Genomic DNA, 21,956 nt, shown 5'->3' with positions numbered 1-21,956 from the left:
ATGAGTGAATTTTCCCTGATCGACCTTGAGCGGATCGTCGCCGAGCGGGCCAAGGCTTCACCGGAGGAATCCTGGACGGCAAAGCTTTTCGCCGCCGGCCAGGAGAAGGCCGCAAAGAAGCTCGGCGAAGAGGCGGTCGAAACGGTCATCGCTGCCATTCAGCAGGACCGCAAGAATCTGACCGCCGAGAGCGCCGATCTCCTCTATCATCTTTTAGTCGTCTTGAATATCGCAGCGGTGCCGTTGCAGGATGTGCTCGACGAACTCCAGCGGAGGACCGGTCAGTCCGGCCTTCAAGAAAAGGCAAGCCGGCCGACATCATGAACATCGTTTCCCAGCCCGCCGAGACGCCTGACCCCGAAACCGGCCCGAACACGGAATATTACTCGCCCTATCACCGCTTCACCGCGGAGGAATGGGCAAAATTCCGGGCGGACACACCGCTGACGCTCACCGCCGACGAGGTGCAGAGGCTGCGCTCGCTGGACGACCCGATCGATCTCGACGAAGTCCGGCGCATCTATCTGTCGCTGTCGCGCCTTCTGTCGACGCATGTGGAGGCGACGCAACGCCTCTTCCAGCAGCGCAACCGCTTCCTGAGCCTTTCCGACATCACCAAGACACCCTTCATCATCGGCATTGCCGGGTCTGTGGCTGTCGGCAAATCGACCACCGCACGTATCCTGAAGGAACTGCTCGCCCGCTGGCCGTCGAGCCCGAAAGTGGATCTCATCACCACCGACGGCTTTCTCTACCCCAATGCGGTGCTGAGCCGCGAAAACCTGATGGAGCGCAAGGGTTTTCCGGAAAGCTACGACATCGGCACCATCCTGAGGTTCCTGTCGGCGATCAAGGCCGGCGAGCCGAACGTCAAGGCGCCGCGTTATTCGCATCTCACCTATGACGTCCTGCCGGACGAATATACGCTGGTCGACCGGCCGGACATCCTGATCTTCGAGGGCATCAACGTCCTCCAGTCACGGGCGCTGCCGGCCGACGGCAAGATCGTGCCGATCGTTTCCGACTTCTTCGACTTCTCGATCTATATCGATGCCGATGAAGAGCAGATCCACAACTGGTACGTCCAGCGCTTCATGAAGCTGCGCCAGACTGCCTTCCGTGACCCGACTTCCTTCTTCAAGAAATATGCCGCGATCGATGCGGATGCGGCCCGCGCCGTCGCCGAGGGGCTGTGGGAAAATATCAACCTCAAGAACCTGCGGCAGAACATCGTGCCGACCCGGCCGCGGGCGGACCTGATCCTGCGCAAGGGCCGCAATCACCTGGTGGAAACGGTCGAACTGCGCAAATTGTAGACGATCGATCGCCGGCTATTGAATTAAATCGTCAGCTGTTCACGCGGCGAAGCGTCAGGTTGATGCGTCCGCCGTTCTTCAGCAGCGTCGACGTGCCCGGATAAATGCGATCGACGCCGTGGAATGCCAGACGTCCCTCCCCGCCCAGCACAACGACATCGCCGCTCGCCAGCCGGAAGGAGCCGGTCGGGTCCTTACGGTTCACACCGCCGACCCGGAACAGGCAGCTGTTACCCAGCGATACGGACAGGACGGGGGCGGCAAGGTCGTTCTCGTCCTTGTCCTGATGCAGGCCCATCTTGGCGTCGTCGGAATAGAAGTTGATGAGGCAGGCTTCCGGCGCCTTGGGATAGTTGCCCAGCTTTTCCCAGAGATCGAACAGTTCCCGCGGCATCGCAGGCCAGGGCCTTTTCGTGACCGGGTGAAAAGGCTGGTAGCGATACCCATGGTCCTTGTCCGTTACCCAGCCGAGTGGGCCGCAATTGGTCATGCGCACCGACATCGGTTTTCCGGTGCCAGGCATTTCCGGTGTGTAGAGCGGCGCCTCGGCCACGACGCCGCGAATGAGGTCGACCAGATGCTCCTGAGCCGGTCGATCCAGATAGTCCGGAAAGTGCCTGATACCGTTTGCAAGCGTCGCCAAATCGATCTCCGCGCCCAGTTCCCGTTCCTAGTCGCCGCTTGGCCGGCCGCGCATTTTCTTGACGTCCGAACGGCCGGATTTCTCCTTCAGCCGGCGTTCCACCGAACCCTTGGTGGGTTTGGTCTTCTTGCGCGGCGGCGGCGGCGGTTCGGCGGCCTTGAGGATCAGCTCCTTCAGCCGCTCCCGTGCGTCTTCCCGATTGCGTTCCTGGCTGCGGAACCGGTTCGCCTCTATCATCAGCACACCATCCTTGGACACCCGTTTTCCGCCGAGCCTGATGGCGTTTTCCTTCACCCGTTCCGGCAGGGACGGGGTGTTGACGATGTCGTAGAAAAGCTGGACGGCCGTCGAGACCTTGTTGACGTTCTGGCCACCCGGCCCGCCCGCCAGCACGAACTGCTCCGTCAGCTCCCATCCGGCGATGGTGATGCGGTTGTTGATGACGAGGGGATTGCTGGCCATGGTCTCCGAATGCCTTGTGTGGCCGCATGTTTCCCACAAAGCCCGGAAAAAGAAAACCGCCAGCGGCGAAGCACACCATTCAGACAGGCAGGAGGTGTTCGAAAACTTCCAACCGTCATGCTCGGGCCTGTCCGGGCATCTGCTTCGGCTTGATTGTTGCGGTGGCTTGGATCCTCGGGACGAGCCCGGGATGACGAAGGCGACAGGGCCCAGGCCAACACAGAAAACCGCCGGCCCAAGGGTGTTATCCCTGGGCCGGCGGTTTCACGTGAATCCTTGGAACGGATTATTCGGCGGCGGCGAGGATGCCCGGAGCGGCGCTTCTCACCTTGCTGTCGACATGGTCTTCGTACTGCCCGAAGTTCTGGATGAACATCGAGACGAGCTTTTTGGCATAGGCGTCGAAGGCTGCGCCGTCCGCCCAGGTCGAGCGCGGATCGAGGATCGCATTGTCGACGCCCTCTACAGCGACGGGCACCGCGAAACCGAAGTTCGGATCGGTGCGGAACTCGACGTTCTTGAGGCTGCCGTCGAGGGCGGCGCTCAGGAGAGCACGGGTCGCCTTGATCGGCATGCGGCGGCCGACGCCGTAAGCGCCGCCGGTCCAGCCGGTGTTGACGAGCCAGCAATCGACACCGTGGCGGGCGATCAGTTCCTTGAGCAGGTTGCCGTATTCGGCCGGATGGCGCGGCATGAACGGGCCGCCGAAGCAGGTCGAGAAGGTCGCTTCCGGCTCGGTCACGCCTTTTTCCGTACCGGCGACCTTGGCGGTGTAGCCGGAGAGGAAGTGGTACATCGCCTGTTCCGGCGTCAGCTTGGCGATCGGCGGCATGACGCCGAAGGCATCGGCAGTCAGCATGATGATCGACTTCGGCTGCGGCGCCATGCCGGTCTTCGATGCATTCGGAATGAAATGCAGCGGATAGGCGCTACGGGTGTTCTCGGTCAGCGAATCGTCGTTGAAGTCCGGAACCCGGTTCTGGTCGAGCACGACGTTTTCGATCACCGTGCCGAAACGGCGGGTAGCGGCATAGATTTCGGGTTCCGCTTCGGCCGAAAGATTGATGGCCTTGGCATAGCAGCCGCCCTCGAAATTGAAGACGCCGTTTTTGCCCCAGCCATGCTCGTCGTCACCGATCAGCGTGCGCTTCGGATCGGCCGACAACGTCGTCTTGCCAGTGCCGGACAGGCCGAAGAACAGTGCCGTATCGCCGTCCGGGCCGACATTCGCCGAGCAGTGCATCGGCATGACGCCTTCTTCCGGCAGGAAGTAGTTGAGCACCGAGAAAACCGACTTCTTGTTCTCGCCGGCATAGGACGTGCCGCCGACCAGGATGAGGCCGTTGGTGAAATCGCAAGCGATCACGGTTTCCGTGCGGCATCCGTGACGGGCGGGATCCGCCTTGAAGCTCGGCAGGTTGATGATCGTCAGCTTTTCTTCGAAACTTTCGAGTGTCGAACGATCCGGACGGATCAGCAGATTGCGGATGAAGAGGGCATGCCAGGCGAATTCGCTGACGACGCGGGTCGGAAGCGCATATTCGGCATCGGCACCGCCGACCAGATCCTGGACGAACAGCGTCTTGCCGGCCGCATGGGCGAGCATGTCCTTCTTCAGGACTTCGAAATGTTCGGGCTTCATGGGCTTGTTATCGGCGCCCCACCAGACACGCTTCTCGGTGCCGGCGTCACGGACGATGAACTTGTCCTTCGGAGAGCGGCCGGTATGCTGGCCGGTGACGGCGCGAAGAGCCCCATCGATGGTCAGATCGGCTTCACCGCGACGGATGGCTTCTTCGTAAAGCTCGACCTCGGACGAATTGTAATAAACACGCGATACACCGCCGAGACCGATCGCCGCCAAACCCTTTGACGGGTTGTGAAGTCCAAACTCCTCCATGCACGCACTCCTTCAGCTTGCCGTGGGAACTGCCGCAAAATTAATGACAGATTTCCAAAAGGGCAAGAGGCGGCTCTAAAATTCTTTAATAATATCAATTATTTAATCGATTTAAAAAATTTTATTCCTCTTTAAATCGGTTTAATAACTGTTTCAATCCGCATCCGCCCTATCTTAAACTTCATTGCCAAAACGCACGATCGTCAGCGGCCTCTTTATCTTTGCCACAATTTGTTCCACCTTTATACCCAAGAAGCGCGTCGGCTTATGCCGCCTGGCTGGGGTGAATTCCAGGAGATGCGCATAGATGATGACGGAGATGGAGAGCATGCAGACAATCGCGCTCGTAGACGACGATCGCAATATCCTGACGTCGGTGTCGATTGCACTCGAGGCGGAAGGATACAAGGTCGAAACCTATACGGATGGCGCTTCCGCGCTCGACGGGCTGATCGCCCGCCCTCCGCAGCTGGCGATCTTCGATATCAAGATGCCGCGCATGGACGGCATGGAACTCCTGCGCCGCCTGCGGCAGAAGTCCGACCTGCCGGTGATCTTCCTCACCTCCAAGGATGAAGAGATCGACGAGCTGTTCGGGCTGAAGATGGGCGCCGACGACTTCATCACCAAGCCGTTCTCGCAGCGTCTTCTGGTGGAGCGCGTCAAGGCGATCCTGCGACGCGCCGGCAGCCGCGAGGCACAAGCCGCCGGCGGTGTCGGGGCCAAGACGGCTACCGATCAGCAGGCGGCCCGCACGCTCGAACGCGGCCAGCTTGCCATGGACCAGGAGCGCCACACCTGCACCTGGAAGGGCGAGCCGGTGACGCTGACGGTGACCGAATTCCTGATCCTGCATTCCCTGGCCCAGCGGCCCGGCGTCGTCAAAAGCCGCGATGCGCTGATGGATGCCGCCTATGACGAGCAGGTCTATGTGGACGACCGCACCATCGACAGCCATATCAAGCGGCTGCGCAAGAAGTTCAAGATGGTCGACAACGACTTCGATATGATCGAAACGCTTTATGGCGTGGGTTATCGATTCCGCGAGGCGGCTTGATCCTTGCGAAAGGTTAACTTGAGGCCACGGCCGGACCAGCGCTAAGCTGGCCCGGTGGAAGGACTGCGGTGGCAGATCAAACATTCGACAACGATATTGCCCGAATGGAGAAGGCCGGGACACGCCGCGCGCCGCGGCGGTTCTGGTCGCGCCCCTTCACGCTCATTCGGCGGGTGTTCGGCCACGCGGTCTTTTCGAGCCTTACCCGCCGCATCCTGTTCTTCAATATCGCCGCGACGGTCGTGCTGGTCGCCGGCATTCTCTACCTCAACCAGTTCCGCGAGGGGCTGATCGACGCACGCGTCGAGAGCCTGCTGACGCAGGGCGAGATCATCGCCGGCGCAATTTCCGCTTCGGCCTCGGTCGATACCAACTCGATCACTATCGACCCCCAGAAACTCCTCGAACTGCAGGCCGGACAGAGCATCACGCCGGTGCCGAACGACGAGGACCTCGATTTCCCGATCGATCCCGAGCGCATCGCCCCGGTCCTCAGGCGGCTGATTTCGCCGACCCGCACCCGCGCCCGGATTTTCGATGCCGACGCCAACCTGCTGCTCGATTCACGCCATCTCTATTCGCGCGGGCAGGTGCTGCGTTTCGACCTGCCGCCGGTGGAAAACGAATCACAGACCTGGAGCGATTGGTTTGCGGGCCTCATCAACCGCCTGCTGCAGCCGGGCAACCTGCCGGTCTACAGGGAGGCGCCAGGCGGCGATGGTTCGATCTATCCGGAGGTGATGAATGCGCTGACCGGCGTGCGGGGCGCGCTCGTGCGGGTTACCGACCGCGGCGAGCTGATCGTTTCCGTCGCCGTGCCGGTCCAGCGTTTTCGCGCCGTGCTCGGCGTGCTTCTCCTGTCGACCCAGGCCGGCGACATCGACAAGATCGTGCATGCGGAGCGGCTGGCGATCATGCGCGTCTTCGGCGTCGCGACACTGGTCAATATCCTGCTCTCGCTGCTGCTCTCCTCGACCATCGCCAATCCGCTGCGGCGACTGGCGGCGGCGGCAATCCGCGTGCGGCGCGGCGCCAAGCAGCGCGAGGAAATTCCGGACTTCTCCTATCGCCAGGACGAAATCGGCAATCTTTCGATCGCGCTTCGCGAAATGACCAACGCGCTGTACGACCGCATCGATGCGATCGAGAGTTTCGCGGCGGATGTCAGCCACGAACTCAAGAACCCGCTGACCTCGCTTCGCAGCGCCGTCGAGACCCTGCCGCTGGCAAAGTCCGAGGAGTCGAAACAGCGGCTGACGGAAATCATCTTCCACGACGTGCGCCGTCTCGACCGCCTGATCAGCGACATTTCCGATGCCTCGCGGCTGGATGCCGAGCTCGCCCGGGAGGATTCGACGCCGGTCGACATGGAAAACCTGCTCGGCAATCTGGTGGATATTTCCCGGCAGATCCGCAGCGGCCGCAAGCCGGTGGAAATCAGTCTCACGGTGGACAACAAGGCCGGCAACCGCTCGGCCTTCCTGGTCAACGGCCATGATCTTCGTCTCGGCCAGATCATCACCAACCTCATCGAGAACGCCCGATCCTTCGTGCCCGAGAAGGGCGGCCGCATCACCATCCGGTTGTCCCACGCCAGGGACCGCGTGATCGTGACGGTGGAGGACAACGGTCCCGGCATCCAGGCAGAGGATATCGACCGCATCTTCGAACGCTTCTATACGGACCGGCCGGACGGCGAAAGTTTCGGCCAGAATTCCGGGCTCGGCCTGTCGATCAGCCGGCAGATCGCCGAGGCCCATGGCGGCTCGCTGAAGGCGGAGAACGTGCACGACGCCAAGACGGGTGCCATGACCGGGGCGCGCTTCACGCTGTCGCTGCCGGGCGGCGAGGACCAATGAGCCCGACGCCGGTCAATATCCATGCGACCGCGATCGTCATCGGCACCAGGGGCCTCCTCTTCACCGGGCCGTCCGGCAGCGGCAAATCCATGCTTGCCTTCACCTGCATCACTGCTGCCCGGCGCCAGGGCGCTTTCGCGGCCCTGGTGGCCGACGATCGGGTGCTCGTCTCACGCCACGGCGATCATCTGCTCGCCAGCCGGCCGGAACCGATCGCCGGCCTCATCGAACTGCGCGGAAGCGGCATCGCCCGTGTTGAAAGCCTCTCCGCCGCGGCGCTGGACCTTGCGGTCGAAATCATCTCCCTGCCCGAAGATGAAAGGCTTCCGCCGGAAAACGAACGCTTCCCGATCCCCGGTCTCGGCGACCTTCCACTTGTGCGGATATGGCGCGGCGCACCGGACCCTTTGGGCATTCTGGCGGCAATCGCGCCTGATTTTCACGGCGAGATGCCGTTTTGATCATCCCGAAGCCTGATTTTTTGACTTGAACTTCAAGTCTACTTGGAGAAGATGGCATCCCACCGCTGGACCGCCTTATTGCAATGCGATATTGGCGCCGAGTTTCCATAGCAGGGGGCAGTTTTCATGATCGGACTAGTGCTTGTCACCCATGGCAAGCTGGCTGAGGAATTTCGTCATGCGGTGGAGCATGTCGTCGGGCCTCAGAAATTCATCGAAACCGTATCGATCGGTCCCGAGGACGACATGGATCAGCGGCGGCAGGATATCGTCGATGCCGTCACCAATGCCGATGAAGGCCATGGCGTCATCATTTTGACGGACATGTTCGGCGGCACGCCTTCCAACCTTTCCATTTCCGTCATGGAAAGCGGCCGGATCGAGGTCATTGCCGGCATGAACCTGCCGATGCTGATCAAGCTTGCCGGCGTGCGCAGCGACAACAACATGGACAAGGCACTCGCCGAAGCCTCCGAAGCCGGTCGCAAATACATCAATGTCGCAAGCCGCGTCCTCAGCGGCAAATGAGAACCCAGACCGGATGTCATCTCCCTCTCCCCGTGAATTCCTGATCGTCAACAAGCGTGGACTGCATGCGCGCGCCTCGGCCAAGTTCGTGCAGATGGTGGAAAGCTTCGATGCGCGGATTACCGTTTCCAAGGACGGAACGACCGTCGGCGGTACCTCGATCATGGGCCTGATGATGCTTGCCGCCAGCACCGGCTGCACGATCGAAGTCTCAGCCGAAGGCCGTCAGGCCGAGGAAGCATTGACCGCACTGGAAGAGCTCGTCGCCAACAAGTTCGGCGAAGAAGCCTGACGCGTCCGCGACTTAGCCTTGCACTGACATAAACATATAAAGACTTCTTTATATCCCCGTTGCCAGCTTGCAGGAAGCCTGCTAAACCGCTGGCCAGTTTCCGCTTGCCCAAAGCGGGTCTTGCCACCTCCGGCGGTACCTCCGCTGGAGAGGGCACCACCGAACATGGAGAGCTTTATGAGCACTGAGAAGGATTATGTCGTCGCGGATATCAATCTTGCCGCCTACGGCCGCAAGGAGCTCGACATCGCAGAAACCGAAATGCCGGGCCTGATGTCGTGCCGCGAAGAATTCGGCACGACGAAGCCGCTGAAGGGCGCCCGTATCTCGGGTTCGCTCCACATGACCATCCAGACGGCCGTTCTGATCGAGACCCTTCGGGAACTCGGCGCGGAAATCCGCTGGGCGTCCTGCAACATCTTCTCGACCCAGGACCATGCTGCCGCGGCAATTGCCGCCGCCGGCATCCCGGTCTTCGCCGTCAAGGGCGAATCGCTGACCGAGTACTGGGACTATACCGACAAGATCTTCCAGTGGGCCGATGGTGGCCTCTCCAACATGATCCTGGATGACGGCGGCGACGCCACCATGTACATCCTGCTCGGCGCCCGTGCCGAAGCCGGCGAGGACGTTCTTTCGAACCCGACGTCGGAAGAAGAAGAAATCCTCATCGCGCAGATCAAGAAGCGCCTCAAGGCTTCGCCTGGCTGGTTCACCAAGCAGCGCGACGCGATCAAGGGCGTTACCGAAGAAACCACGACGGGCGTGCATCGCCTTTACGAACTCTCCAAGAAGGGCCTGCTGCCCTTCCCGGCGATCAACGTCAACGACTCGGTCACCAAGTCGAAATTCGACAACAAGTACGGCTGCAAGGAATCGCTGGTCGACGGCATCCGCCGCGGCACCGACGTGATGATGGCCGGCAAGGTTGCCGTCGTCTGTGGTTACGGTGACGTCGGCAAGGGTTCGGCCGCTTCGCTTGCCGGTGCCGGCGCCCGCGTCAAGGTCACCGAAGTCGACCCGATCTGCGCCCTGCAGGCTGCCATGGACGGCTTTGAAGTCGTCGTCCTCGAAGACGTCGTCGACAGCGCCGACATCTTCATCACCACGACCGGCAACAAGGACGTCATCCGCATCGACCACATGCGTGCGATGAAGGACATGGCGATCGTCGGCAATATCGGCCACTTCGACAACGAGATCCAGGTCGCGGCGCTCAAGAACCTCAAGTGGACCAACGTCAAGCCGCAGGTCGACATGATCGAGTTCCCCAAGGGCAACCGCATCATCCTTCTCTCGGAAGGCCGCCTGCTCAACCTCGGCAACGCCACCGGCCATCCGTCCTTCGTGATGTCGGCTTCGTTCACCAACCAGACGCTGGCCCAGATCGAGCTCTTCACCAAGCAGGGCGAGTACAAGAACGACGTCTACATCCTGCCGAAGCACCTCGACGAAAAGGTCGCCCGCCTGCATCTCGCCAAGCTCGGCGTGAAGCTGACGGAACTCTCCGACGAGCAGGCCGCCTATATCGGCGTCCCGCAGACGGGTCCGTTCAAGGCCGAACACTACCGGTACTGATCAATAGCCGGTTAATCCACAAGATATGGTAGCCGCAGCCTTGACAAAGGCTGCGGCTTCTTTTTTAGGCGCCGCCCTTCCCGGCGATTCCCTAAGCAAGTATTGTTTTAGAACTTGATTCGCGCCTTCCATGGAGCGTGATGCCGAAAGCCGCCAGCGGTTTTCGGACATCGTCGCGCTCCCACCATCTGATTGGGAGCCGTCCGGCTACGGGCAAGGCGTGATGTGGTATGTCTTGTCGATGAGCGGCAATTGGACGGAGACAGACCGGATATGTCGGTAAAAAAAATGAGCTCGTCAGAACGGGCCGATCCCCTTTGCGGCGGAGCGGACGCTCCGGCTTTACGTTTCGTTTCGAGGCCTGCGAACGGCAATGCGACCGTTGGAGGACTTCGCCGTCTGGCGCTGTTCGGCAGTGCTTTTCTTTCGGGCACCGCTCTTTCCGGGCTGGCGACCGCGGCGCTTGCGCAGCAGTCGGGCAATGCAGCCGTCCGCCTGTTTTCCTCGACGGAAGTCATCGTTTCATCGCTGGTGATGGGCGCGCTGGGTGCCGCCCTGTTTTCCGCCATCTGGCTGGTGCGCCAGCGCGGCAATATGGAAGCCGAAACACAGGAAATGCGCAGCGCCCTTTCTGACGCGCAGCAGCGGATTTCCAAGTTCGAAGCCCTGATCGCCGACAAGAACCGGCGGATCGTCGTGTGGGAAAGCGGTTCCTCGAAGCCCGAATTCCTCGGCCAGCTGCCGGCGGAAACCGGCGCGCCGCAGCAGGACCGCGAATTTCTCGCCTTCGGCCGCTGGATGCGCGGCAGCTCGGCCGGCGAACTCGAAAAATCGATCGAACTGCTGCGGGGCGAAGCCTGCTCCTTCGATATGGTTGTCGAGACCAATCGTGACGAGATCCTGGAAGTGCAAGGCCGGGTTTCGGGCGGCAAGGCCTTCGTCCGTTTCATCGCACTCAACAACCTGCGGGCCGAACTCGCCGAGCTGAAGATCGAGCGCGAGCGGCTGACGAATTCGATCATGCTGTTCCACTCGCTGCTCGATGCCATCGAGCAGCCGGTCTGGCGCCGCGATTCGCAAGGCAAGCTCACCTGGGTGAACCACGCCTATGGCGATGCCGTGGAGGCTTCGACCCCGGCGCGGGCCATCGAAGAAAACCGCGAATTTCTGGGCTCGATCGCCCGCGAAAAGATCCGGGCGACCGCGACGTCCACCTCGCCTTTCCATGATCGGATTTCCACGGTGGTGCATGGCAACCGCACCATGTTCGATGTGGTCGATGTCGTGGTTCCCGGCGGCTCTACCGGCATTGCGATCGACGTGTCCGAGGCGGAAGCGGTGCGCGAGGAACTGAAGCGGACGCTCAAGAGCCACGCGGAAACGCTCGATCATCTGGCAACACCCGTCGCGATTTTCGACGGCGACCGCCGGCTGCAGTTCTACAACCAGGCCTTCGTGCAACTCTGGGGCCTGACCCTACCCTTCCTCGATCAGAGGCCGGACAATAGCGAACTGCTCGACAAACTGAGAAGCGACGGCAAGCTGCCGGAACAGCTCAGCTGGCGGAGCTGGAAGGAGACGGCGCTTTCCGTCTACCAGTCTCCGGATACCCAGACCGACCTCTGGCACCTGCCGAACGGCCAGACGCTGCGCGTCATTGCCACCGCGCATCCGCAGGGTGGCGCCACCTGGGTGTTCGAAAACCTCACCGAACAGGTGGATCTCGAGACCCGCTACAACACGCTGGTCCAGGTTCAGGGCGAAACCATCGATCATCTGTCCGAAGGCGTCGCCGTCTTCGGACCGGACGGACGCATCCGCCTGTCGAACCCCGCCTTCCGGGCGCTCTGGGGCATCACCGCCGAGGAATCCAAGCCCGGCACCCATATCAAGGCCATCGAGACGGCTTGCGCGCCGTCCTATGACAAACCGGACGGCTGGCGCCGCTTCGGCCAGATGCTGACCAATTTCGATGACGAGCGCCCCTCGCTGCAGGGCACGTTCGAACTCTATTCCGGCCTGATCCTCGATTACGCCGTGACGCCGCTGCCGAACGCCCAGACGATGCTGACCTTCGTCGACATGACGGCGAGCGCCAGGGCGGAACGGGCGCTCAAGGAAAAGAACGAGGCGCTGCAGAAGGCCGACGAACTCAAGAACGATTTCGTTCAGCACGTCTCCTACGAACTGCGCTCGCCGCTGACCAACATCATCGGCTTCACCGACCTCCTCAAGACGCCGGGCATCGGTTCGCTAAATGACCGGCAGGCCGAATATATCGACCATATCTCGACGTCCTCCTCGGTGCTGCTGACGATCGTCAACGACATCCTCGATCTGGCGACCGTCGATGCCGGCATCATGCAGCTCAACTACTCGGAAATGTCGATCGACGAGCTCCTCGACGACGTGGCGATGCAGATCGCCGACCGGCTGCACGAGAACGGCGTGACGCTGGCGATCACCGCACCGGCCGGACTCGGCACGATCGTCGCCGACCAGCAGCGGCTGAAGCAGATCCTCATCAAGCTGCTCACCAATGCCACCAATTTTGCGCCGGACGGCTCCGCCATCACGCTCAACTGCTGGCGCACCCATAGCGACGTGTTCTTCTCGGTGACCGACAAGGGTCCGGGTATCCCGGAAGACATCCTGAAAACCGTGTTCGACCGCTTCTCGGCCAATGCCAAGGGCGGCAAGCGCTCCGGTGCAGGCCTTGGTCTTTCGATCGTCGAGAGCTTCGTGACGCTCCATCACGGCGATGTGGCGATCGACAGCAAGCCCGGCCAGGGAACCACGGTTACGTGCCGCATTCCGAGCGGCACGACAGCGCGGTCCGTCGCCGCCGAATGAGTGGTGAGGCAACTTTTACCCTGACACTTGCCGACGAGGCCGAAACGATCCGCCTCGGCGAAGACCTTGCATTGGCGCTGAACAAGGGCGACTGGATCGCCCTTTCCGGCGATCTCGGCGCCGGCAAATCCACCTTCGCCCGGGCCTTTTTGCGCGCGCTTGCGGATGACGGCGAGCTCGAAGTGCCGAGCCCGACCTTCACGCTGGTGCAGAGCTACGAGCTGCGCATTCCGGTCTCGCATTTCGATCTCTATCGGCTTGGTGATTCCTCCGAACTGGACGAGCTTGGTTTCGACGAGGCGCTTTCCAACGGCATCTGTCTGGTGGAATGGCCTGAGGTCGCCGACGACCTGCTGCCGCAGACCCGCATCCAGCTCCGGCTCGAACAGCACGGCAACGGCCGGACCGCGACGATCACCGCACCGGACGCGCAGATGCAGCGGATCCGCCGCGTGCTGGCGATCCGGGAATTCCTCGACAGCCACGGCTATGCCGGCGCCCGGCGGCGGTTCCTCACCGGCGACGCTTCGACACGCGCCTATGAGAGCGTGACGATCGCAACTGGCGAAACGCTGATCCTGATGGACTGGCCGCGCCCGGCACAAGGCCCGCCGGTTCTCGACGGAAAGCCCTATCCCAAGGTCGCGCATCTCGCCGAAGACCCCTACCCCTTCGTGGCGATCGACGAATATCTGCGCGGACTGGGACTGGCGGCACCGGAAGTGCTGCATGTGGATTACGACCAGGGCATCCTGCTGATCGAAAATCTCGGCGACGAAGGTGCCGTCGACGAAGACGGCAATCCCATCGCCGAGCGTTACCGGGAGAGCATCGTCTGCCTCGCCTTCCTGCACAGCCACGAGATGCGCCAGGACCTGCCGGTCGGCGACGGGCATATCCATCACATTCCCGATTTCGATCCGACGGCGATGAAGATGGAAGCCCGGCTTCTGATCGACTGGCACCTGCCCTGGAAGCGCGGCACGCCGGCGACCGACGAGGAACGGCAGGAATACCTGGAGATCTGGGACAACCTGGTCTGCGAGCTCGTCGGCGTCGAGAAGAACCTGCTGCTGCGCGATTTCCATTCGCCGAACATCATCTGGCGGCCCCATGAATCGGGCGTGCGCCGCGTCGGCCTGATCGATTTCCAGGATGCGATGATCGGCCCGACCGCCTATGACCTCGCCTCGATCGTCCAGGATGCGCGCGTCGACATCCCGAAGGCGCTCGCCGACCAGCTGATGCTGGATTACGTGACGCTCCGCCGCGCACTCGGAGCCTTCGACGAGCCCACGTTCCTGAAAGCCTGGGCGATCATGGCGGCGCAGCGCAATTGCAAACTTGCCGGTCTCTGGGTGCGGCTCTTGCAGCGGGACGGAAAGCCGGGCTATCTGAAGCACATGCCGCGGACGCTCCGCCATCTCGCGACGGCGCTCAAGCATGATGTGCTCACCCCCTTGCGCGATTGGTGTCGCCGGGCTGGAATAGATCTGCCCGAATCATAAATACGGTTTCCGATGACCATTCAACAGGCCCCCATCAAACAGGCGATGGTGCTTGCCGCAGGGCTCGGCACCCGCATGCGGCCGATCACCAACACGATGCCGAAGCCGCTCGTGCCCGTCGCCGGCAAGCCGATGATCGACTACGTGCTGGATTCGCTGAAGGAAGCCGGCGTCGAACGCGCGGTCGTCAACGTGCACCACTTCGCCGACCAGATGGAGGCGCATCTCAAAGCCTATAGGGGCCTCGAAATCCTCGTCTCCGACGAGCGCGATGCGCTGATGAACAATGGCGGCGGCATCGTGAAGGGGCTGAAACTCCTCGACCGCAGCACGATCTTCGTCATGAACGCCGATCTTTTCTGGATCGGCGAGATTCCCGGCAGACCCACCAACCTGCAGCATCTCGCCCAGTTCTTCGATCCCGAGCGCATGGACATCGCGATGCTCTGCGTCCGGATCGGCGATACGACCGGGCATAACGGCATCAACGATTTCGGCATGGACGCGGATGGCCGATTGAGGCGCTACCGCGACAATCCGGCCAACCCGGTCGTCTATGCCGGCGCCTTTGCGATGAACCCGTCCTTCCTCGACGACGCGCCGTCCGACGCCTTCAACATCAATATCTATTTCGACAAGGCGATCGCCCGGGGCAGGCTCTACGGCACGATGCTCGACGGACACTGGATCACCGTCGGCACGCCCGAGGCGCTTCCGGAAGCCGAAGCGGTGATCGCGCGCTATCCGGTGGAGGCATGACCACGTCCTCCGGCCGGAAGCGGGTCTTCTCTATCCCCGCCGGAGCGCCGTTCCTCAAGACCGTGGCAGCCGCGCTCTGCGACGGCCGGCTCAACGAGACTTTTCGTTACGATCCGACCGACCCGCTTTCGCTCGCGGACGTAACCATCTACGTGCCGACGCGGCGCTCGGCCCGCGTGCTGCGCTCGGAATTCGTCGACCTGCTCGGCGGCCGTTCGGCGATCCTGCCGGTCATCCGGCCACTCGGCGAGACTGACGACGACAGCGGTTATTTCGACCTCGTGGCGCCGGAGGAAATGGACCTCGCGCTGCCGATCGGCGGCACCGCCCGCCTGCTCGAACTCGGCCGGCTGATCCTTGCCTGGCGCAACCAGCTTCCGAAGATCGTGCTCGACGTCCATTCGGAATCGCCGCTGGTGGCGCCTGCCAGCCCCGCCGATGCCATCTGGCTCGCCCGCGCGCTGGCAGAACTCATCGACGCCGTCGAAACCGAAGAGCGCGATTGGGCCGATCTCAAAAAACTCGATACCGGCGAACATGCACTCTGGTGGCAGCTGACCGCCGAGTTCCTGTCGATCGCCAGCGCCTTCTGGCCGCTGCGGCTCGAAGAACTGCGCCGTTCTTCGCCGGCAAAGCACCAGGCGGCGATCCTGCGCGGGGAGGCCCGGCGGATCTCCTTGAGGGACCACAAGGGTCCGGTGATCGTTGCGGGTTCGACGGGGTCCGTGCCGGCCGCTGCCGACCTGATTGCCGCGATCTCCGACCTGCCGAACGGCACCGTCATATTGCCGGGCCTCGACCTTTCGATGCCGGCGGACCAGTGGGCAATGATCGGCGAAGAGGCCTTTGACGGGAAACCCGAGCCTGCCAGCCGCAGCCATTCGCAATTCGGCCTGTCTCGGCTGCTCAAGAAACTCGGCATCACGCGGGAAGAGGTGGACATGCTGGGTGAGGTTCCGGACGACATCGCGTTCCGCGCAGCCACGCTGTCCCAGGCCCTCGTACCCGCCAAGGCAACGGACAGTTGGAGCACGTGGCGGGATAGCGCCGATCCCAGCCTGCTTGCCCGTGCCTTCGCGGATGTCTCGCTGATCGAGGCTTCGAATGAACGCGAAGAGGCCGTGGCGATTGCCATCGCGCTCCGCCTGGCGCTCGAACAACCGGGCAAAGACGGCGGCGAGGCCCAGGCGGCATTGATCACGCCGGATCGTGCGCTTGCCCGCCGGGTGACCGCCGAGCTTTCCCGTTTCGACCTGCTCGCCGACGATTCAGCCGGTTCGCCGCTGTCCGGCACGCCGCAGGGCACGCTGACCCAGCTTCTCCTCGAAGCGACGCTGCGGCCCGGCGATCCGGTGGCAATCGTCGCGCTGATCAAACATCCGCTCCTGCGCCTCGGCCTGCCGGCGGCGGACCTGCGGTCGGCCGTCGAAGCGCTCGAAATCCTGGCGCTGCGCGGCGGTCTCGGCGACATGGACATTTCAGCGCTGGAGCCGCTGCTGGAGATCCAGCTTGCCGCGCAGCTCGAAGACAGGCATGCGCCGCACTGGCGGCTGTCGCTGCCATCAGATGCCGCCGACAGGGCTCGTGATCTGGCCCGGAGATTGGCGAAGGCCGTCGAGCCGCTCGCGTCCGCCCTCGTCCGCCGCCGGCCGGATGGACGTGGCCTCACCGCAAAGCTTCCGCTGTCCGACTGGGCCGAACGCACCGGCCGCGCTCTCGAAGCCCTTTGTGTGGACGAGCGGGGAGACCTGGCGACGCTCTGGTCCGGAGAAGCCGGCGAAAGACTGGCGGGATTGCTCTCCGAGGTCATAGAAACCGACGGGCAGATGGAAGCAGACGGTCCGCAATGGATCGATATCGTCATGGCGCTGACGACCGGCGAGGCGGTCAAACCCCGCTCGCTCAGCCATCCGCGCATCTTCATCTTCGGCACGCTCGAAGCCCGGCTGCAAAGGGTCGATACGATGATCCTCGGCGGGCTCAACGAAGGTTCCTGGCCTGGCCAGACGGTCAACAACCCGTTTCTCTCCCGCACCATGAAAACCGACATGGGGTTGGAGCCGCCGGAACGCCGGATCGGCCAGCTTGCCCACGATTTCGAAATGGCCTGCGGCACCCGGCATCTCATCCTGTCGCGCTCGACGCGGCAAGGGTCGACGCCGACGGTCGCCTCGCGCTGGCTGCAGAGGCTGCTGGCGCTCGGCGGAAAGCAGTTCGCGGACGAGCTCAAGGCGCGCGGCAATCAGTATCGCGATTGGGCGTCGATGATCGATGCCGGCGAAAACCAGCCGGTCGCCAAGCGCCCGGCCCCGAAACCACCGGCGGATCTGCAGCCGAAAAAATACTCCTTCAGCGAGGTGGGCCGCCTGCGCCGCGACCCCTATTCGATCTACGCCCGTCGCATCCTGAAGCTCGATCCGCTCGATCCCTTCAACCGCGATCCGGGCGCTTCCGAACGCGGCACACTCTACCACGCGATCATCGACCGCTATACCCGCGAAGGCCACAAACCGGGTACGCCGGCCGCCAGAGAGGCGATGCGACGGATCACCGAGGAACTGTTCGACGCGGAACAGCTGCCAACTCATATCGACCGCGTCTGGCGCCCGCGATTTGCGGAAGTCGCTCGCGCCTTCCTGGACTGGGAGGTCGAACGCGCGCCGGATATCCGCCAGACGATGACGGAAGTCGGCGCGGGCTGGGAGGTCGAGCCGGCCGGCATTCGCGTTACCGGCATTGCCGACCGGATCGACATAAAGGGTTCAGGGCTTGCCGATCTCGTGGATTACAAGACCGGTCTCAGCCCATCGGTTTCGCAGGCGCGGGCGCTGCTCGATCCGCAGCTTGGGCTCGAGGCGGCTGCCCTCAAGGCCGGAGCGTTCAAGGGCGCGGGTTCGCTGACGCCCGACAAGCTGCTTTATGTCCGGCTGCGTCCCGGTGACCGTTTCCGGGAGGACAAGGTCAACAACGAGGGTTCGAGCGCGACGGCCAAACGCCAGCCGAAATCGGCGCTCGATCTGGCCGAAGAAGCGCTCGAACAGCTGACCCGGTTCGTCATCACGCTGCGCAATGGGCAAGCCGGCTTCGCATCGCGGCTTGTGCCGATGGCACAGACGGATTTCGGCGGCGAATACGACCACCTCGCCCGCGTGGCCGAATGGTCGACGGCCGACGACGAGGAGGCGGAAACCGATGAGTGACCTGGCTCCCGAGGGCGACGATCCGATCACGTGGATCGACTGGACGACGGTGCAGCAATCGCTTGCCTCCGATCCGGTGAGTTCCGCCTGGGTTTCAGCCAATGCCGGCTCTGGCAAGACACATGTGCTGACCCAGCGGGTAATCCGGCTGCTGCTCGCCGGCTGCCGGCCCTCCTCGATCCTCTGCCTCACCTATACGAAGGCGGCGGCATCGGAAATGTCGAACCGCGTCTTCCAGCGGCTGTCGGAATGGACGGTGCTGTCCGACGACGAATTGCGCAAGCGGATCGCCGGCATCGAGGGCGCAGAGCCGGGCCAGCTGAAGATTGCCGAAGCCCGACGGCTGTTCGCCAAGGCGCTGGAGACCCCGGGCGGGCTGAAGATCCAGACCATCCATGCCTTCTGCGAAGCGCTGCTGCACCAGTTTCCGCTCGAAGCCAATGTCGCCGGCCATTTTTCGGTGCTCGACGACCGCGCCGCCTCCGCCCTGCTTGCCGACGCACGCCGTTCGCTGCTGACCGCGACGTCTGCTGAAGACGATCCGGAGCTCGCCAAAGCTTTTGCCCATGTGCTGGATCTCGGCGACGAGTTCGGGCTCGAAACGCTGCTCGGCGATATCATTGCCAACCGTACCGCCATCCGCCGTTTCATTGCCCATGCCGAACGCCACGGCGGCATCGGCGTCGAACTGAAGCGCGCCCTGGGGCTCGGTCCGGCCGACACGGAAGACAGTATCGCAGCCGGCTACTGGCCCCTGCCCGGGCTTTCCGGCCTGACGCTCGATCTCTATCTGGCGCTCGCCGACCAGAAGGGTGGGCAGAAGGTCACGGACGTGGCCTACGGTCTCCGGCTGGCCGCCAAGGAACCGGATGTCCTGAAGCGAGCCCAGCATCTCGACCAGATCTTTCTCACCCGCGAGGGCAAGCCGAAGGCCGACAGTTCGCTGATCGCCAAGGCGATGACAACGACGGCACCGGACTTGGCCGATGCCGTGGCCACCGCTCGAGCCCATGTCGTCGCCTGCCGCGACCGGCTGCGGCTGGTCAGAATGTTCCTCGCCACCAAGGCGGCGCTGACGCTGGCGCAACGCCTCAACGACGACTACGAGGACCTGAAGAAACAGCGCAGCCTGCTCGACTTCGAGGACCTGATCGCCCGGACCGCCGATCTTCTGACCCGCGACGGCGTCGGGGCCTGGGTGCATTACAAGCTGGACCAGGGCATCGACCACATTCTCGTCGACGAAGCGCAGGATACGAGCCCGATCCAGTGGACGGTGATCAAGTCGCTGGCCGAGGATTTCTATTCCGGTGCCAGCGCTCGCGAGACCCGCCGCACGATCTTTGCGGTCGGGGACGAAAAACAGTCGATCTATTCCTTCCAAGGGGCACGCCCGGAGCGCTTCGCCGAGGAAAGAAGCGAGACGGAAAAGCGGGTGCGGGCCAGCGGCCAGGCTTTCCATCCGGTGCGGCTGCCGCTCTCCTTCCGCTCCACCGCCGATGTGCTCGCGGCCGTCGACCAGGTGTTTTCGCTGGAGGAGAATTTTCGAGGCCTCAGCGCGCTTGGCGAGCCGGTGCAACACCGCTCCAACCGGATCGGTCATCCCGGAGCCGTCGATCTCTGGGACGTGGTCGTGCCCGAAGTCTCCGAGCAGGAGGAGGACTGGACCGCGCCGTTCGATTCGACGCCCGACAAGGCGCCGTCAGCCATTTTGGCAAGCCGGATTGCCAACCGGATCGACGAGATGATCGGCAAGGAAACGATTATCGAGAAGGGCGTCGAACGGCCGATCGAGGCCGGCGATATCCTCGTCCTGGTCAGAAAACGTGACGCCTTCGTCAACGCGCTGACCCGGGCACTGAAACGCCGCGACAACATTCCCGTCGCCGGTGCCGACCGGTTGCGGCTGACGAGCCATATCGCCGTGCAGGATCTTCTGGCGCTCGGTCGTTTTCTGCTTTTGCCGCAGGACGATCTTTCGCTGGCCGCGCTGCTGAAAAGCCCGCTCTTCAATCTCTCCGAAGAAGACGTCTTCGAAGTCGCGGCGCGGCGGGCGGAGAATACGAGCGCCTGGGCGCAGCTCAACCGTTTGGGCGAGGAACAACCGCTCCGGTTCCGCGATGCGGCCGACCGGCTCCAGCACCTGCTTGCCCTGTCGCGACAGCTCAGCCCGCACGATCTGTTTGCCCGGATTCTCGGGGCGCAGGGCGGGCGGCGAAAATTCCTTGGCCGGCTCGGCACCGAGGCGGGCGACATTCTCGACGAGTTCCTGACCTTCGCGCTCGACCACGAGACCAGCGGATTGCCCGGCCTGCAGGCCTTCATCTCGACGCTGGAGATCGAATCGCCGGAGGTGAAGCGCGAGCAGGACGGCGGCCGTAACGAGGTGCGGATCATGACCGTGCACGCTTCCAAGGGGCTGGAAGCGCCGGTCGTGTTTCTCGTCGACAGCGGCTCGAAAGCGTTCATCTCCTCGCATGTGCCGAAATTCCGGCTGCTGCGGATCGGCGGCGAGGATGTGCCGGCCTGGGTGCCGGGCAAGATGCTGACCAATGCGATGACATCAGCCGATGACGACCGGATCCGGACGTCCACCGAGGAAGAATATCGCCGGCTGCTCTATGTCGGCATGACGCGGGCCGCGGACCGGCTGATCGTCTGCGGTTATCGCGGCAAGATCGATAATCCGGATACCTGGCAGTCGATGATTTCCAAGGCGCTTGCCGCTGACGAGCATCATTGCAGCCCGGCGGAATTTCACGGGGCCGATGGCGAATGGGGTGGCTTCAGGTGGCGGCTTCCGGCCGCCCCCGGCCAGGCGCCGAAAGCCGCGCACAGGGAGACGGCACCGGCTGGCAAGCAAGCGCTGCCGCAAGCCCTCTCCCGCCCTGTGCCCGCCCAGAAGATGCTACCGCGACCGCTCAGCCCATCCGGTGCCGGAACGATGATCGACGATGACGCGGACGATCTGATCATCACCTCGCCGTTGTTCGGCGACCAGACGCAAGGCGCGGGGCTGGCGCTGCAGAAGGGTAAACTGGTTCACCGCATGCTGCAGATGCTGACAGATTTTCCCGAGGCCGAGCGTGCCTCCGCCGCCCGGCGGTACGCGGATCGCGCGGCCCGTTTCTGGCCGGCGGGGGAGCGCGAAAAGCTGGTCGCCAGCGTCATGTCGGTGCTTGCGCATGCCGAACTTGGGCCGATCTTTTCCGAGCGAAGCCAGTCGGAAGTGTCGATCATGGGCACGCTGGTGCTGGAGGGACGCGACTACGCCATTTCCGGCCGCATCGACCGGTTGGTGGTGACCGAGGACCGGGTGTTCATCCTCGACTACAAGACCAATCGCATCACCCCGAAGACTTCGCAGGACGTGCCGCTCTCGCACCGAGCCCAGCTCGCCATCTATCGCGAGATCCTGAAGCCGCTTTATCCGGCAAAACACTTCGAGTGCGTGCTTGTCTACACCGAGTCGGCGCAGGTCGTTTCGCTGCCGCCGGAACTGCTGTCACGTTCGCTTGCAGAACTCAAAACAAAGTGAGA

17 protein-coding genes are annotated in these 21,956 nt (G+C 62.9%); 13 read left to right on the top strand and 4 right to left on the bottom strand.

The window, feature by feature from the left end; all coding sequences use genetic code 11:
• Entirely contained in the window at positions 1 to 324 is a 324-nt protein-coding gene (locus J2857_RS29050; protein ID WP_007751647.1) for a phosphoribosyl-ATP diphosphatase, read from the top strand.
• On the top strand, positions 321 to 1,316 hold the full coding sequence (coaA, locus tag J2857_RS29045) for a type I pantothenate kinase (RefSeq protein WP_210013536.1): 996 nt from the start codon (positions 321 to 323) through the stop codon (positions 1,314 to 1,316). Before J2857_RS29050 ends, coaA begins: the two co-directional genes overlap by 4 nt.
• Positions 1,317 to 1,347: 31 nt before the next feature.
• Here coaA and J2857_RS29040 read toward each other — a convergent pair whose 3' ends face one another.
• The 3 genes from J2857_RS29040 to J2857_RS29030 all read right to left on the bottom strand — a co-directional run bounded on the left by J2857_RS29040 (position 1,348) and on the right by J2857_RS29030 (position 4,321).
• Positions 1,348 to 1,959: an alpha-ketoglutarate-dependent dioxygenase AlkB gene (locus J2857_RS29040; protein WP_210013535.1), complete on the bottom strand. Its 612-nt coding sequence runs from the start codon at positions 1,957 to 1,959 to the stop codon at positions 1,348 to 1,350.
• 27 nt (positions 1,960 to 1,986) lie between these two features.
• Positions 1,987 to 2,421 carry an alternative ribosome rescue aminoacyl-tRNA hydrolase ArfB gene (gene arfB / locus J2857_RS29035; RefSeq protein ID WP_210013534.1) on the bottom strand — a complete coding sequence of 145 codons (435 nt, stop codon included), beginning with the start codon at positions 2,419 to 2,421 and terminating at the stop codon, positions 1,987 to 1,989.
• A 286-nt stretch (positions 2,422 to 2,707) separates the two neighbouring features.
• Positions 2,708 to 4,321 carry a phosphoenolpyruvate carboxykinase gene (locus J2857_RS29030; RefSeq protein WP_210013533.1) on the bottom strand — a complete coding sequence of 538 codons (1,614 nt, stop codon included), beginning with the start codon at positions 4,319 to 4,321 and terminating at the stop codon, positions 2,708 to 2,710.
• A gap of 328 nt (positions 4,322 to 4,649) precedes the next feature.
• Here J2857_RS29030 and chvI point away from each other — a divergent pair, with 328 nt between their 5' ends.
• The 6 genes from chvI to ahcY all read left to right on the top strand — a co-directional run bounded on the left by chvI (position 4,650) and on the right by ahcY (position 10,096).
• Positions 4,650 to 5,378, top strand: coding sequence for a two-component system response regulator ChvI (gene chvI, locus J2857_RS29025; protein WP_210013567.1), 729 nt, complete (start codon positions 4,650 to 4,652; stop codon positions 5,376 to 5,378).
• A gap of 104 nt (positions 5,379 to 5,482) precedes the next feature.
• Entirely contained in the window at positions 5,483 to 7,237 is a 1,755-nt protein-coding gene (locus J2857_RS29020) for a sensor histidine kinase (protein WP_245363999.1), read from the top strand.
• Positions 7,234 to 7,698, top strand: coding sequence for an HPr kinase/phosphorylase (locus J2857_RS29015; RefSeq protein WP_210013531.1), 465 nt, complete (start codon positions 7,234 to 7,236; stop codon positions 7,696 to 7,698). The genes J2857_RS29020 and J2857_RS29015 overlap by 4 nt, the downstream gene beginning before the upstream one ends.
• 126 nt (positions 7,699 to 7,824) lie before the next feature.
• Positions 7,825 to 8,226, top strand: a complete 402-nt coding sequence (locus tag J2857_RS29010; protein WP_037086324.1) for a PTS sugar transporter subunit IIA — start codon at positions 7,825 to 7,827, stop codon at positions 8,224 to 8,226.
• 13 nt (positions 8,227 to 8,239) lie between these two features.
• Positions 8,240 to 8,518 carry an HPr family phosphocarrier protein gene (locus J2857_RS29005; protein ID WP_210013530.1) on the top strand — a complete coding sequence of 93 codons (279 nt, stop codon included), beginning with the start codon at positions 8,240 to 8,242 and terminating at the stop codon, positions 8,516 to 8,518.
• Between the two features lie 177 nt (positions 8,519 to 8,695).
• Positions 8,696 to 10,096, top strand: a complete 1,401-nt coding sequence (ahcY, locus tag J2857_RS29000; RefSeq protein ID WP_210013529.1) for an adenosylhomocysteinase — start codon at positions 8,696 to 8,698, stop codon at positions 10,094 to 10,096.
• On the opposite strand, the gene J2857_RS28995 is transcribed toward ahcY, so the two are convergent.
• Positions 10,097 to 10,267 (bottom strand): hypothetical protein, encoded by a 171-nt coding sequence (locus tag J2857_RS28995; RefSeq protein ID WP_210013528.1) that lies wholly within the window; start codon positions 10,265 to 10,267, stop codon positions 10,097 to 10,099. It lies immediately after the preceding gene.
• 117 nt (positions 10,268 to 10,384) lie between these two features.
• Here J2857_RS28995 and J2857_RS28990 point away from each other — a divergent pair, with 117 nt between their 5' ends.
• From J2857_RS28990 to addA, 5 genes are read left to right on the top strand one after another with little or no spacing between them, the layout of a single operon-like run.
• A complete protein-coding gene (locus tag J2857_RS28990) occupies positions 10,385 to 12,949 on the top strand; it encodes a PAS domain-containing sensor histidine kinase (RefSeq protein WP_245363975.1) in 2,565 nt (854 codons plus the stop codon).
• A complete protein-coding gene (tsaE, locus tag J2857_RS28985) occupies positions 12,946 to 14,457 on the top strand; it encodes a tRNA (adenosine(37)-N6)-threonylcarbamoyltransferase complex ATPase subunit type 1 TsaE (RefSeq protein WP_210013527.1) in 1,512 nt (503 codons plus the stop codon). Before J2857_RS28990 ends, tsaE begins: the two co-directional genes overlap by 4 nt.
• A 12-nt stretch (positions 14,458 to 14,469) precedes the next feature.
• Entirely contained in the window at positions 14,470 to 15,216 is a 747-nt protein-coding gene (locus tag J2857_RS28980) for a nucleotidyltransferase family protein (protein WP_210013526.1), read from the top strand.
• Positions 15,213 to 18,416, top strand: a complete 3,204-nt coding sequence (addB, locus tag J2857_RS28975; RefSeq protein ID WP_210013525.1) for a double-strand break repair protein AddB — start codon at positions 15,213 to 15,215, stop codon at positions 18,414 to 18,416. The genes J2857_RS28980 and addB overlap by 4 nt, the downstream gene beginning before the upstream one ends.
• Positions 18,409 to 21,954 carry a double-strand break repair helicase AddA gene (gene addA, locus J2857_RS28970; RefSeq protein WP_210013524.1) on the top strand — a complete coding sequence of 1,182 codons (3,546 nt, stop codon included), beginning with the start codon at positions 18,409 to 18,411 and terminating at the stop codon, positions 21,952 to 21,954. Before addB ends, addA begins: the two co-directional genes overlap by 8 nt.
• The last annotated feature ends 2 nt before the right edge of the window (positions 21,955 to 21,956 follow it).

Source organism: Neorhizobium galegae (genome assembly GCF_017877055.1).
Taxonomy (GTDB): domain Bacteria; phylum Pseudomonadota; class Alphaproteobacteria; order Rhizobiales; family Rhizobiaceae; genus Neorhizobium; species Neorhizobium galegae_D.
This window is presented reverse-complemented; position numbering and strand designations above follow the sequence as displayed.